The sequence below is a fragment of the Chryseobacterium sp. JAH genome (assembly GCF_001507335.1).
Lineage (GTDB): Bacteria > Bacteroidota > Bacteroidia > Flavobacteriales > Weeksellaceae > Chryseobacterium.
This window is the reverse complement of record NZ_LMAH01000003.1, coordinates 511,816-526,106: the sequence shown is the minus strand read 5'-3', so window position 1 is coordinate 526,106 and position 14,291 is coordinate 511,816. Positions and strand designations below refer to the sequence as shown.

The following is a 14,291-nucleotide window of genomic DNA, read 5'->3' as shown; positions in this document are numbered from 1 at the left end:
CATGAAGAAAATCATTTTATCTGTAGCATCGTTAGCTACAATCACAACATTTGCTCAACAAAAAGATTCTTTACAGGTTAAAGACGTAGACGAGGTGGTCATGACAGCTTCCAGAAAAAGCGAAAATATCAAAGAAATACCAAGTTCAGTAACTATTGTCGGGGAAAAGCAGGTTCAATCGCAACTAACGGTCAACTCAGATATTACAAGTATTTTACAATATACCGTTCCGAGTTTGGCTACTAGTTCTGGACAAACTTCAAATACGGGACAAACATTGAGGGGACGTCAGGTTTTGGTATTAATTGATGGCATTCCACAATCTACACCGCTTCGAAACGGAGCGAGAGACCTACGAGTAATTGACCCGACCGTTATTGAAAGAATTGAAGTGATTAAAGGTTCTTCATCAATCTACGGAAACGGTGCAGACGGTGGAATTATCAATTACATTACTAGAAAAAGCAAATCAGATAAAAAGATTTCAGGGATTTCCCAAGTTGGAATTACAGGGCAGCCTTACGGAGGAACTCTTGGGGTGAGAGCCAGTCAGTTTTTATCTGGAAAAATCATAGATAAATTCGATTATGTGGCTTCTTTCGCTTACGAAAGAACAGGTTATATGAAAGATGCAGATGGCATCAATTTAAGTCCCACGTACAGTCCTGCAAAAATGGACAACTACAACGGAATGTTGAAATTAGGCTATAATTTTAATGAAAATCAAAGAATTGAAGCATCTTACATTGGTTATGCTTCAAAATCTGACCTTAATTTAGGTTTAAAAACAGGAAAATATGGCTCAATCCCTACGATCGGTGAAGGCGAAGGCAAAAACTTAGAAACAACACCGCAGGGAACACCAAGAAATCACAATTTTAAAATCAGCTACGACAATCAAAATTTATTTTGGAACACTTCACTCAATTTAGACCTCTATCTGCAAGATTTCAGAACCGTTTACGGATATAGCGACACTTTCTTAAACGGAGGCCAGTCGAATGTGATTTCAAATAAAAAAGGAGCAAGACTTAATTTGGATACCCAATTATGGAATGCTAAAAATTCTCAGGGAGAAGTAATTTATGGAGTAGATATCCTGAATGACCAAACCGTTCAGAAGCTCGAAGATGGCCGTTATTGGACTCCGGATATGGACATGACCAACATTGCCCCTTTTCTATTGGTGAAAATTGATTTACTAAAGAAATTGACCATCAAAGGAGGGCTTCGCTACGAAAACATGAAAGTAAAAGTAGGTGATTTTAACACTCTTTCATCACTAAAAGCCGATGGAACTTTTACCAAAAGTATTTTTGTGACCGGCGGCGAACTGGAATACAATGCATTAGTAGCAAATCTTGGGCTTCGTTACAACATCAACCCGATGATCAACCTTTTTGGAAGTTTTTCACAGGCATATTCAATTAACGAGTTGGGAAGAATTTTAAGAACCTCGACTTCTGATACCATCACCAACCTTGAAACCAAACCTATCATCGTCAACAATTACGAATTGGGAGCAACAGGCCAAGTCACAAAATGGCTAAATTATGAAGTGACTTCTTACGTGAGTACTTCAAAATTAGGAGCTACATTCATCCAAAGTCCGGACAGAGCGTTAACAATCCAAAGATCACCCGAAGTGGTGTATGGTGTGGAAGGATTTTTACACGTCACCCCTGCAAAATGGATCAATTTCGGAGGAAGCTACAGTTGGATGGAAGGAATAACTTCTGTAAAAGATGACGGAGATTATTCAACAAAAATCAACAACAGTAGGATTTCTGCACCGAAAGTTCTGGCATATGTTCAGGTAAGACCTATTGAAAAATTATCTGTTGGAGTGGACATGCTCAATGCCTTTAAACAGGACAGATTTGACCCGAATGCAAAAACAGGATTGTTTGTTTATGGTGAAGGTAGAGTTCCAGGCTACACGGTTTTTAATTTTAAATCGAGCTATGATGTTAATCAAAACTGGAAATTTTCTTTAGGAGTAGAAAATGTTTTCAACAAAATGTATCAGCCGGCAATCTCATGGTGGGCGGCAAGGGACGCTGATTTCACCAACTCATTAGGAATGAGAGGAACACTTATGATTGAATACAGATTTTAATTAATCTAAATAAAAACAGAAAATCCTATATTTGCACAACTTTAGAAATTCATGAGGAAAAAACATCACCACAAAAAGAAACCGAGTCAATTTAAAAAATGGACAGGGAAATTACATTTATGGTTCGGATTGGGCATCGGATTTTTGATTTTTATTATCTCTATTACTGGTGCTTTGTACGTATTCAAAGACGAGGTAGAAAACTTTACCAGAAAAGATGTCATTTATCATAATGAGCCAAATATTGATCACAAACAGATCCTGCCGATCAGGGTTTTGGAAAAATCAGTAAATGATCAGGTAAAAGAAAAATATCCTATACATTGGGTGAATATTCCGATTGATAAAAAGATGTCTTACCTTTTCTATTGGTATGAGCACAATCCGGACGGGTGGAATTATTTTGACGAATTTCCTATTTACAAAGTAGCTTACGTCAACCCATACAACGGAAAAGTTTTACAGACTTACGATGAGAAAAACGGTTTTTTCCAGATTGTAAAAATGATTCATTGGAGCTATTTGCTGAAACAGGAATGGGGAACCTATGTGGTGGGAATTCCGGTAATCATCTTTGTGATCATGCTGATTTCGGGAATTATTCTTTGGTGGCCCAAAAATAAAGCAGCGAGAAAACAACGTTTTTCATTCAAATGGCAGAACGTAAAAAACTGGAAAAGAAAAAACTACGATCTCCATAATGTCTTAGGTTTTTACGCATCTATATTTGCTTTAATCTTTTCACTTACAGGATTATTTTATGCGTTTTTTGTTGTTCAGGCAGCATTTTACTTTGTCTTTTCGGGAGGAGAAACTGTCTATCCGGATTTTTCGTCCATTAAAACAAAAGCTCCGACTGAGTTGAGGACAGAAGGAACCTTAGACATCATCAGCAATACAGTAAAAGAAAAATATCCCGATTCATATGGTTTTTCACTAGATCTTGGCCATCCTCACATGGATGATCATGAGCATCCTAATTTTGAGGTCTATGTAAAACACCTCTCCTACTCTTACCACAAAAGCAGCAGTTTGATTTTTGACGAGAACTCAGGAGCCTTACTTCACACGCATGATATGAAAGACAAAAATTTCGGCGAAAAGACTGTGGGAGCCAATTATGATATTCATGTAGGTTCAATTTTAGGTTTACCTACCAAAATTATCGCATTTATTGTCAGCTTAATTTGTGCTTCGCTTCCCGTAACAGGATTTTTGGTATGGTGGGGAAGAAGAAAGAAGACAAAAAAAGTCATCTGATTCAAATAAATATCCGTTTAATCAATATTAATACAATCTTTTTTATAAATTTATTGCCTCGAAATTATACAATAAGAAAATGTCAGTAATAGATTTGTCAAAACAGGTTGCATTAGGTATCGATATCGGTGGAACCAATACTAAATTTGGTTTAGTAAATCACAGAGGCCAGATTTTAGCAAAAGGTTCGCTTCCTACCGATCAATATGATACGCCGGAAGAGTTTATCGATGCTTTACACGAAAAAATACAGCCATTAATTGATGAGCATGCTGTAGGAAAAATGATGGACGGAATTGGTGTAGGTGCTCCCAATGCAAATTATTACAGAGGAACTATTGAGCAGGCGCCCAATCTTCCATGGAAAGGTGTGATCCACTTTGCTGATCTGATGAAAGAAAAATTCGGACAGCCTTGCAAAATGACCAACGACGCAAATGCTGCAGCTTTAGGTGAAATGATGTACGGTGCTGCAAGAGGCATGAAAGATTTTATCATGATTACTTTGGGAACAGGTGTTGGAAGCGGAATTGTTTCTAGTGGTCATTTAATCTACGGTCACGACGGTTTTGCAGGAGAATTAGGTCATACCATTGTAAAACCTGGCGGAAGAAAACACTGGAGCACGGGCTCTGAAGGAAGCCTTGAAGCGTATGCATCAGCAACAGGAATTGCCATTACTGCAAAAAAAATGAGAGCAGAATTTCCAGACTCTATGTTGAATCAATATCCTGAAGATACTATCAACTCAAAAACAGTTCATGAGTGTGCTATAAAGGGAGATCCTGTAGCAATAGAAGTTTTCAGATATACTGGTCAGAAATTGGGAGAAGCTTTAGCCAATTTTGTGATGTTCTCTTCACCTGAAGCAATTCTTTTATTCGGAGGCGTTATTAAAGCGGGCGATTTCATTTTAAAACCTGCTAAACTTCACATGGAAAGAAACCTTTTACCTATTTTCAGAAACAAAGTACGACTGGTTTTCAGTGAACTGGATGAAGCCGATGCTGCAATTTTAGGAGCAAGTGCCTTGGTTTGGGAAAAATAAAATGTAGGACAAATAAAACATATTGAGCATTCTTTTGAGAATGCTTTTTCTTTTTTAATATTAAGTGTTTTGTCCTGTATAGTTATTTGTGAAATCTATCGTTGTAATTTGAGTTTACAGATTTGTTTGACCAAATTTTGATTCATTTTTTCTTATTTTTGATGAGTTTTTCATTCCTCTTTAATGGTCATAAAAGACACAATTTAAATAAAAAATCAATAAAAAATGGATAAAAACAATTTACAGCAGATCACGTTCGGAGGTGGATGTTTTTGGTGTGTAGAAAGCTGTTTTAATATGTTGAAAGGTGTAGAATCTGCAATTTCAGGATACTCTGGTGGCCATAAAGCCAATCCGACATATGAAGAAATTTGCACCGGAGAAACCGGTCACGCTGAAGTTGTACAAATCACCTACAATCCGGCAATTATTTCTTATGATCAACTGATGGATGTATTTTTCTTCCTTCATGATCCTACCCAACTTAACAGACAGGGAAATGACATTGGAACACAATACCGATCAGTAATTTTCTATACAGATGACGCCGAGAAACAAAGAGCAGAAAATGCAATCAGAGAATCTGAAGCAACGGGCAAATGGTCAGGTAAATATGTAACAGAACTGGCACCATTTGAAAAATTCTGGGCAGCAGAACAATACCATCAGGGATATTATCACGTCAATCCTAACCAACCTTACTGCAGTGCTGTGGTAGGTCCTAAAATTCAAAAATTTAAAAAACATTTTGGAGAACTCGGAATGTTGAGAGATTCAGAATAACATCAGTTAAGCCCTTGAAAAATTCAAGGGCTTATTTGTTCTCAACTATTCTCTGATGCTAAACCTATAGCATACAAAATATTCAATAATTGATAGTGCGTACACAAAACCGAACGAAGAAAATTGGCAACAATCATTAAAAGAATCGGAATAAAAAACAATAAAACTCATTAAACTAGTCTCCAAAATCCGGTGAACTTCATAAAAGTCTTCGACAGATTTTAATATTGAAAACAAGAAATAGACAGAGAAAAATGCTATCTCCCTTATGCATTAAGTCTAAAGATATAAGTTCTGAAAGTTTAAGTAAAGTCGAAAAAAGACTTACCCTATCAAAAAATTCATAAAGAGTTAACAGGAACGGCTGTTTTATTGCTTTCTGTTAATATTTAATAATTATTTTAAAAAAATCTACTACAAAGTGAAATAATTTCAAAAATAGTGAATATATTTACCCAATGTTTAGCGAATTTAAAATACAACAAATTGATTAGTTTGTTGTTGATTAATGGTCTAAAAAGAGCCGGGTAAAAACTAATTTGATGAAAAAAAAGGCGGAAAGAAGTTTTCGCCTTTTCTCTTACAATTCTATTTGCAAACCGATTCAGATCATTTGTAATCTTTTCCCTATTTTTGTGAAATTCGTTACTATATGAAAAAAATTGTTCTGATCGAAGATGAAACCAGCGTCGTTTCTTTTATCAAAAAGGGACTTCAGGAGAAAGGATATGAAGTTTCCGTGGCTTTTGATGGTTTAACCGGTGTAAGTCTGGTGCAGGAAAATGATTTCGATTTAGTCATCTTAGATATCATGCTTCCGGAAATGAACGGATTAGATGTATGCAAAGAAATCAGGAAAACCAACAAACACGTTCCTATTCTTTTCTTAACAGCCTTGGGAAGTTCAGAAAACATTGTTCTAGGTTTGGAAAGTGGTGGTGATGACTATTTGGTGAAGCCTTTCAAATTTATAGAATTAGTTGCCAGGGTTAAGTCATTACTGAGAAGAAGTGTCCCCATCACAACCCCAGAAATCACTGAAGATGAGACATTCAATGAATACCTTTTTCAGTTTTCAGATCTTAAAGTGAATGATTATACGAAAAAAGTGACGCGTGCAGGAGAAGAAATTTCGCTTACAACCACAGAATACAAACTGCTCATGTATTTCCTTAACAATCCAGAAAAAGTAATCTCAAGAGCAGAAATTCTCGATTCCGTTTGGGGAGTGAATTACGAACTTGGAACGAATGTAGTAGATGTTTACGTTAATTATTTAAGAAAAAAAATAGATAATCAAGACGACAAAAAACTCATTCATACCGTGATCGGAATGGGTTATGTTTTAAAAAAACCATAGAAGATGTCTAACAAAATGATTACAAATCAAACCAAAACGATGGTGCTTTTGATGGTTGTTTTTATAACCGTCATTTCGCTTTTCGGAGGTTTGGTTTATTTTTCAATTGTTAATTTTTCACATCAACGGTTTTATGAATTATTAAAAATCCGTACCACAACGATCGTTCAGATTGAGAAAAGCAAACAGCAGCTTGACCTACCTGAAAACTATATTCTCAATAGCCTGAACGATGAAGAGCTCCCAATGGAACGTGATTATGTTTTTGCAGTTCCTTCAGATTCAAATTTTAAAAGCATTTCCAAAGAAGTACACATTCCGGACACTTTTTTTAAAAATATTATCCGAAAAGGTGAAGCCAATTATAATGACAAGGAATTTTATTATATCGGTCAGTCTTTTAAATTTAATCAGAAAGAATACATAGCCATTGCGTCTGCAAAGAACCATTATGTTGTTTATTATCTCGGATTCTTGAAGAGAACAATTATTACATGCATGGTTCTCTCAATTTTCTTCAGCATGATTTTCTCTTTCTATTTGTCTAAAACTTTATTTAGACCCATCCTTAAAATTACAGGCAAGGTAAAACAGATCAGCTCTGAAAACCTTCATTTAAGATTGGAATCTCAACCTGACAACAGAGAATTAAACGAATTGGTTGACACATTCAACACGATGCTGACAAGAATTGAAACTTCTTTTGAAACACAAAATCACCTCATCGGAAATGTTTCTCATGAATTAAGAACACCGCTCACTTCAATTATGGGGGAGGCGGATGTAGCACTTTCTATTAACCGAACCGCTGATGAATACAAAGAAACTTTAGAAATCATCCTCGATGAAGCTGAAAAACTAGATAAAAAGATCAAAGCATTATTGATCATTGCTCAAACCGGTTTTGACGGAAAAATTCAGAAGATTGATAAAGTCAGAATTGATCAGTTGCTCTGGGATGTGATAGAAACCATCAGAAAAATTGATTCAAGAAACAATATCTACCTCGATATCAGCATGTTGCCAGACAACCCTAAGAAACTAAAAGTTCAGGGGAACGAGCAGCTTCTTCATCTTGCGGTTGCCAATATTGTCAACAATGGTTGTAAATATTCTAACTTCCAGCAGGTTAAAGTTTCGTTGGGTGCTACAGACACAGATGTGTACATCATCATCAAAGACACAGGAATTGGTATTCCTGAATCTGAAATGGATAAAATTTATGATCCTTTCTTCCGAGCCTCCAACACCAAAAATTATGAAGGTTACGGTATCGGACTTCCACTTGCAAGAAATATTGTTAGAATGCATAATGGTGAATTGATTGTGAGTTCACACGAGAATCAGGGAACGACAGTACAAATGCGTTTTCCTACTATTTATGCAGCTCAGCAGGAAGAAAAACAATCTTAGCTTCAAAAAGAAGCATTTTTCAAGATGAAATTCTAATCTCATTTTAATCTCTTTAATTACATTTTAATTTCGTTCCAAAGGTCTTCTAATCTTACAGATATAGTTTTGTATTATCAAAATCGGTAATCACTAAATCTAAAAGATATGATCAAGACCATCTTAATTGCAACAGACTATTCTCTTGAATCTTTAAACATATTAAAGAAAGTTTTAAAAGAGAAAAATGTTACGGAAGAAAACACGCAATACAACATTCTACTTGTTTCTGGTTATGACACGGGAGACTCTATCAGAGATCTTCTATTCAACACCAAAGCAACGGTATTCAACAAAATCAGATCAAAAGAATTCTGCGATGCATACAGCATCATCAAAAACAAATATCCACACTTGGTAAACAAAATTGTTTGCGACATTTTCACCGGAAGTTTCCAGAGAGCTTTCAACAATTATCTGAAAGCTGAAAATATCGAAGAAGCATATTATTCAGCGAATCTAAAAGATAAGAATACCAAAGGAAAATTTGACGTGGCTCCTTACATCAAAAAGGCGAAAGATATTCAGGTGAAAGAAATAACGCTTGAGGCTCCGGAATTTATGCCTGAAAGAGGAAGACTTGCAGAAGTTTTTGTTGAAGTTTAAATTAAATAATAACTATTTAAAATTTAAAAAATGTTAAGGAATTATAGTAACAGCAGGACATTGGGAGACAACATAAGACTGGGGACGCTGACTGCCTTTACGGCAGGAACTATAAATATTGCATCTCTATTGATATTTCTTTCCTTTACTTCAAATGTAACGGGACACTACGCAGTATTCGCCGCTGAGATCAGCAAAGGAAACTGGTCGCAGGTTGCGGTTGTTGGCGCATGGATTTTCCTTTTCTTTTTCGGAAGTTTCACAGCCAATTTCTTTGTGATCAATTTTAATAAGAAAAGCAAATACTTTGCGCACGCAATGCCACTTATTTTAGAGATTCTATGTCTTGTGGGAGTAGGTTTTTACGGACAGTTTTATTACCGAAAAACTCTGGAAGAAGCTGAATTTTTGGTGGCCTTAATGCTTTTCGCAACAGGTTTGCAGAATGGTCTGACGGCAAGTATATCAAACTTTTTGGTAAAAACAACCCACCTTACGGGTACGACCACCGACTTAGGAATTCTGATGTCTATGTTTACCCATAAAAAATATAGAAAAAACCCTGAACTGATCGCTAGAGCAAAACTGTTATCGAGCATTATGTTTGCCTACGTTTTAGGAGCCATTTTCTCAGGACTGGTTTATTACTCGTTAGAATTCAGCGTTTTTTATATTATAAGTTTATGTTTATTGGTCGTAATCGGTTATGATTTCTACAAAATTAACATCAGACACTTCAGAACCAATTACCGTTATGCGAAGATTTACAATAAGCCAAATTTTATGGCATTCATGTATGATAAAATCCATGGTAGTGGCGAAGTAGTTATCAACACAAGTAAAAAAGAAAAATCTAAGCTTGTCTTAGAAGAGACCTAAAACATCATCATTGATAGCGCAAATCTTATATACTTAGTTTTTGTAGCCTCTGTTTGTATCGCAAATGGGGGCTTTTTATTTGGATTAAATATTTTTTTAAGTTTTCGAAATCGCATTTTGCGGTTGACTTAATTTTTAATTCATCTCTTATTTATTTTAATTCTTATTTCCTTTGACTATTTTTGTAAGTTCATTTACCTTTTTATGTCAGATATCATTCAGCTTTTACCCGATCATGTAGCCAACCAAATTGCAGCAGGTGAAGTGGTGCAGCGGCCTGCATCCATCGTGAAAGAACTTTTGGAAAACGCCATTGATGCTGGAGCTACAAAAATTGAACTGATCATAAGAGATGCCGGAAAAAATCTTATCCAGGTGGTTGACGACGGTAAAGGGATGTCTGAAACCGATGCAAGAATGGCATTCGAAAGACACGCGACATCAAAGATCAGAGCGACCGACGACATATTTAAAATCTCTACAAAAGGTTTTCGTGGCGAAGCTTTGGCTTCTATTGCTGCGGTGTCACAAGTGGAGCTGAAAACAAAACAAGCAGAATCACCATTAGGAACCAATATTTATATTGAAGGTGGAACTTTTCAGTTTCAGGAGCCCGTACAGACTGCAGAAGGCTCTAACTTTTTGGTCAAAAATCTTTTCTACAACGTTCCCGCAAGAAGAAAATTCCTGAAAAACAACAATATAGAATTCAGACACGTTATTGATGAATTTCAGCGTGTGGCTCTAGCTCATGAAAATTTAGAGTTCTCTATGTTTCATGATGACGATCCTGTTTTCAGGTTGAGAAAGGGAACACAGATGCAGAGAATTGTAGATGTTTTCGGAAGAAAACTACATCCGCAACTGATTCCTATTAAAGAAGATATCCTTTGGTGTAAACTCCACGGATTTGTTGCCAAACCTGAAGGAGCAAAGAAAACCCGTGGCGAGCAGTTTCTTTTCGTCAACGGAAGATTTTTCAAAAGTCCGTATTTCAACAAGGCGGTTCAGGAAGCTTTTGAGGGACTCCTTTTACCGGGATACATTCCAACGTTTTTTCTATTTCTGGAATTAGATCCTGAGAAAATTGATGTCAATATTCATCCGCAAAAAACAGAGGTGAAATTTGAAGATGAACATCTGATTTTTGCTTTGATTCGTTCTACCATTAAAAGGTCACTAGGTATTTACAATATTGCACCAAGCTTAGATTTTGAAAGAGATCCACAGCTTGACGAGATGATGCAGAAAAGTTTTCCAAGCAAAAGCAATCATTCAGGAGGAAGCTTAAAAATGCCCGAGATTATTGTAGACCGTGATTACAATCCTTTTTTAGAGGAAAGAGAAACTTCTAAAACCGAAATCCATAATCTTACGGAGATGTATCACCAGAACATTTCTGCAGAGCCTTCTAAGATTAATCTTTTTGAAGATGAAGATTTTGATGAAGATTTGATGCGGCTTCCGAACGGTTATTGGCTGTTCAACAAAGGCGACAGAACTCTGATGCTCGATTTGGGCAGAATGCACCGACTATTGGTTGCTGAAAACAACAAAAAGGTAAAAAAAGGCAATGTAAGTCATGCTTTATTGTTCTCTCTGGAGTATCACATGAACGAAATTGAGAAAAATAAATACAAATCCATTAAAAAATTTCTGCCGGAACTCGGGTTTGACATGAAAATTGCACATGAGAATGTGCTCAGAATCGACACTGTTCCTGAAGGATTAAAAGAAACTCAGGTGATGAAGTTTCTCGAGAATCTTTTTGATATTTTGGAATACAAAACTGAAGAAGAATTTATGCAGTTTTATCATAATCAATGGGCCAAAATGCAGTCGAAATCGAGGTTTGATTTTATTTATAAAGCAGATGCTGAGCAGGTAATCAAAGACTTCACCGCATTAGGCTTCCCGGAATTTTTACCCACCGGAAAACGATGTTTTTATGAAGTTCCGTTTAATGATTTAAAAAATAAATTTTAAAGCAGATGTTTAATAATATACCGCCGATTACACGAAATTTAATTATAATTAATGTTGTTGTTTTTATAGCTTCATTCCTATTACCACAACTTAACGATATATTTGCAGCTTATTATCCTTTTTCTCCCAACTTTAAATCGTGGCAGATTATTACTCATATGTTTATGCATGGAAGCATTATGCATATTCTTTTTAATATGTTTACTTTATTCAGTTTCGGACCAATTTTGGAGCAATCTTTAGGAGATAAGAAATATTTAATTCTCTACTTTTTAAGTGGCTTAGGTGCTTTTTTTCTTTTTAATTTATGGAATTTTGTGGAAGTTCAAAAAATCATAAGTGACATGCAAACTTTAGGTCTCAATCCTTCAGAAATCTTCAGAAAAGCAGATATTAATTATGTTGGAGATTTAAAAATCAACGCAACAACTGTAGAAGGTCAGGAACTTTCGCAAAAATTATATATCGCTCTCAGAACTCCTATGGTTGGAGCATCGGGAGCTATCTTCGGAGTTATCGCAGCATTCGCAACCTTGTATCCAGATGCCAAAATTGGCATTATGTTTATCCCTATTCCCGTAAAGGTAAAATATGTGTTGCCAATTATTGTCGTAGGTTCGATATACTTGGGGGTTTTCGGAGAGGGCGGAAATATTGCGCATCTCGCTCATGTTGGAGGTGCAATTGTAGGATTTATTTTAGCTAGAATTTGGAGAAAACATTTATATCGATTTAATTAAAATACATCTGTGAAAATTTTCCGCCTCATTATTTTACTTATTCACTTGGCCATATTAGGAATGTTGCTTGGTGTTTTACTGAATGCGTATATTCCGCCAAAAGTTTTTCCTTGGTTTAATCTTTTGTCTTTAGGATTTCCTTTATTAATGATCGGATATGTTCTTCTCACATTTTTCTGGATTTTTTCCTGGAAAAAAAGAGCTTTTGTCTTTATGTTTTTGGGATTGTTTTTCCTGAATCCAGTTAAAAGGTGGGTTAATTATTCTGCGGATAAAAAAGACACGCCCAATCTTAAGATTATCACCTACAACATGATGGGTGGAAAATTAGGTTATGATAAGATACAAGAATACATCGATCAGCAAAATCCTGATATGGTCCTCCTTCAGGAGAACTCATATCAAGAATTGCAATTTAAAAATCTAAGAGGAAACAATACTCTTCCTGTTTTAGCTTTTTATTCAAAATATAAAATTCTGAGCCGTAAAAATATTTTTGAAAACCTTAATAATGAAGACATTACAGCCCAGTGCGAAGTAATTGACTTGGAGATTAAAAGCAAAACTTACCGTGTTATCAATGCACACTTAGGATCTTTCGGATTTGTTAAAAGCATGGTGAAATTGAATGGTGAGAGCAAAGATGACGAAGAAAAAGTAAAAAATATTGTTAAACGACTTATTCCTACTTTTAAAACGCATCAAGTGCAAGTGGAGATGATCCGAAAAAGCATCGACGAATCACCATATCCTGTAATTTTAGCAGGAGATTTAAATTCTGTTCCCAATTCTTACGAATATTACCACTTGGGAAAAGGTTTAAATGATGTTTTTTTTGAAGTTGGAAAAGGAAGCGGCACCAGTTTTCATGATTATAAATATCCTTTACGTATAGATTATATTTTCACATCCCCTTCTATAACACCGATAACGTACCATGTAGACCGCTCGGTAAAACTTTCTGATCATTTTCCTGTAATTGCCACATTCAAATTGGATTAGACATCTAATAATTTATGATTTCAAGAATGATCGTGGCGCTGTTTTTGTTGTGGTATCTGAATATCAGAGTTTTTCATGAAGCAGGTACATGTATTTTTAATTATTCATATCTTATTGATTGTCGTCTTACTAAGCACCTTTGCAAATGCCTGGATCCCTCCACACTATTTCAGTAAGCTCAATTTACTCTCCCTGGCTTTTCCTTATTTATTTATACTTCATCTTTTATTTACAGTTATTTGGTTTTTCAAACAAAGGAAGATGGCAGTCGTTTTTTTGATGGTTACCTTATTTTTTTATAATCCTGTAAGAAGATGGGTGAATTTCCGGCCGCAGCAAATCGTTCAATTTGGTCAGAAAAACATTAAAGTGCTAACCTATAATGTAAAATACGGAAGCTTCGGTTGGCCAACAGTAAAAAAATATATAAATGATCAAAATGCAGATATTATTCTAGTACAAGAAAAAGACACCAGTACTGCGTTGAGGAAAGATTTAGTAAAATATCCTTCTGTGATTTTAAAAACAAAACATAAAATTCTGCGTCAGGGTAATTTATTAAATGATGATTCTAAAGGAAACTCTTTTTATGCAGATATTGAAATTAGCGGAAGAATCATCAGAGTAATCAATGTTTACCTGGAACCATTTAAGCTAAATAAAAATATGCTTGGAATAGATGATGAAAATTCTAAAAAACAAGAGAAGAACAAAATGGCGGCTCTTTTTTCTAGACTCATCCCTACCTTTAAAACCCATGAAAATCAGGTGAAAAAAATCAGAAAAGCGGTCGACAAATCGCCCTACCCTGTCATTTTAGCTGGAGATTTCAATTCTGTTCCCAACTCCTGGGAATATTACAACCTCGGGAAAGATCTTGATGATGCGTTTATGAAAGTAGGCAACGGAAGCTCAACAAGTTTTCACGACTATAAATTTCCTTTAAGAATAGATTATATTTTTACTTCAAAAAGTATTAAACCATTAAATTATAAGGTCGACTATTCTGTAAAATTATCAGATCATTATCCTGTAATTGCAGAATTTCTGCTAAATTAG

12 protein-coding genes are annotated in these 14,291 nt (G+C 35.4%); all 12 read left to right on the top strand.

All coding sequences use genetic code 11. From position 1 onward, the window contains the following. Position 1: 1 nt before the first annotated feature. On the top strand, positions 2–2,119 hold the full coding sequence (locus tag AR685_RS09605) for a TonB-dependent receptor (protein ID WP_059124414.1): 2,118 nt from the start codon (positions 2–4) through the stop codon (positions 2,117–2,119). A 51-nt stretch (positions 2,120–2,170) separates the two neighbouring features. Further along, entirely contained in the window at positions 2,171–3,379 is a 1,209-nt protein-coding gene (locus tag AR685_RS09600) for a PepSY-associated TM helix domain-containing protein (protein ID WP_047443437.1), read from the top strand. 79 nt (positions 3,380–3,458) lie between these two features. Continuing rightward, positions 3,459–4,427, top strand: coding sequence for an ROK family protein (locus tag AR685_RS09595; RefSeq protein ID WP_047443436.1), 969 nt, complete (start codon positions 3,459–3,461; stop codon positions 4,425–4,427). Positions 4,428–4,652: 225 nt separating this feature from the next. Next, on the top strand, positions 4,653–5,210 hold the full coding sequence (msrA, locus tag AR685_RS09590) for a peptide-methionine (S)-S-oxide reductase MsrA (RefSeq protein WP_047443435.1): 558 nt from the start codon (positions 4,653–4,655) through the stop codon (positions 5,208–5,210). 652 nt (positions 5,211–5,862) lie between these two features. Beyond that, the gene (locus tag AR685_RS09585; protein WP_059124413.1) at positions 5,863–6,570 is read left to right on the top strand and encodes a response regulator transcription factor; all 708 of its coding nucleotides are present in this window, start codon (positions 5,863–5,865) and stop codon (positions 6,568–6,570) included. A gap of 15 nt (positions 6,571–6,585) precedes the next feature. Beyond that, complete coding sequence (locus AR685_RS09580) at positions 6,586–7,983, top strand: sensor histidine kinase (RefSeq protein WP_228376422.1); 1,398 nt, start codon at positions 6,586–6,588, stop codon at positions 7,981–7,983. A 144-nt stretch (positions 7,984–8,127) separates the two neighbouring features. Beyond that, positions 8,128–8,625, top strand: a complete 498-nt coding sequence (locus AR685_RS09575; protein ID WP_047443432.1) for a hypothetical protein — start codon at positions 8,128–8,130, stop codon at positions 8,623–8,625. Positions 8,626–8,655: 30 nt separating this feature from the next. After that, the gene (locus tag AR685_RS09570) at positions 8,656–9,504 is read left to right on the top strand and encodes a YoaK family protein (RefSeq protein WP_059124411.1); all 849 of its coding nucleotides are present in this window, start codon (positions 8,656–8,658) and stop codon (positions 9,502–9,504) included. Positions 9,505–9,708: 204 nt separating this feature from the next. Next, positions 9,709–11,490, top strand: coding sequence for a DNA mismatch repair endonuclease MutL (mutL, locus tag AR685_RS09565; RefSeq protein WP_047443430.1), 1,782 nt, complete (start codon positions 9,709–9,711; stop codon positions 11,488–11,490). 5 nt (positions 11,491–11,495) lie between these two features. Beyond that, positions 11,496–12,230: a rhomboid family intramembrane serine protease gene (locus AR685_RS09560; protein ID WP_059124410.1), complete on the top strand. Its 735-nt coding sequence runs from the start codon at positions 11,496–11,498 to the stop codon at positions 12,228–12,230. Positions 12,231–12,239: 9 nt separating this feature from the next. Continuing rightward, on the top strand, positions 12,240–13,232 hold the full coding sequence (locus AR685_RS09555) for an endonuclease/exonuclease/phosphatase family protein (protein ID WP_059124409.1): 993 nt from the start codon (positions 12,240–12,242) through the stop codon (positions 13,230–13,232). 261 nt (positions 13,233–13,493) lie between these two features. Then, positions 13,494–14,291: an endonuclease/exonuclease/phosphatase family protein gene (locus tag AR685_RS09550; protein ID WP_228376421.1), complete on the top strand. Its 798-nt coding sequence runs from the start codon at positions 13,494–13,496 to the stop codon at positions 14,289–14,291.

Excerpts from the sequence above, each read along its gene's own strand:
- AR685_RS09600 (WP_047443437.1), top strand. The coding sequence starts at position 2,171 with ATGAGGAAAAAACATCACCACAAAAAGAAACCGAGTCAATTTAAAAAA.
- AR685_RS09575 (WP_047443432.1), top strand. The coding sequence starts at position 8,128 with ATGATCAAGACCATCTTAATTGCAACAGACTATTCTCTTGAATCTTTA.
- AR685_RS09560 (WP_059124410.1), top strand. The coding sequence starts at position 11,496 with ATGTTTAATAATATACCGCCGATTACACGAAATTTAATTATAATTAAT.
- AR685_RS09595 (WP_047443436.1), top strand. The coding sequence starts at position 3,459 with ATGTCAGTAATAGATTTGTCAAAACAGGTTGCATTAGGTATCGATATC.
- AR685_RS09585 (WP_059124413.1), top strand. The coding sequence starts at position 5,863 with ATGAAAAAAATTGTTCTGATCGAAGATGAAACCAGCGTCGTTTCTTTT.
- AR685_RS09580 (WP_228376422.1), top strand. The coding sequence starts at position 6,586 with ATGATTACAAATCAAACCAAAACGATGGTGCTTTTGATGGTTGTTTTT.
- mutL (WP_047443430.1), top strand. The coding sequence starts at position 9,709 with ATGTCAGATATCATTCAGCTTTTACCCGATCATGTAGCCAACCAAATT.
- msrA (WP_047443435.1), top strand. The coding sequence starts at position 4,653 with ATGGATAAAAACAATTTACAGCAGATCACGTTCGGAGGTGGATGTTTT.
- AR685_RS09570 (WP_059124411.1), top strand. The coding sequence starts at position 8,656 with ATGTTAAGGAATTATAGTAACAGCAGGACATTGGGAGACAACATAAGA.
- AR685_RS09605 (WP_059124414.1), top strand. The coding sequence starts at position 2 with ATGAAGAAAATCATTTTATCTGTAGCATCGTTAGCTACAATCACAACA.
- AR685_RS09550 (WP_228376421.1), top strand. The coding sequence starts at position 13,494 with ATGGCAGTCGTTTTTTTGATGGTTACCTTATTTTTTTATAATCCTGTA.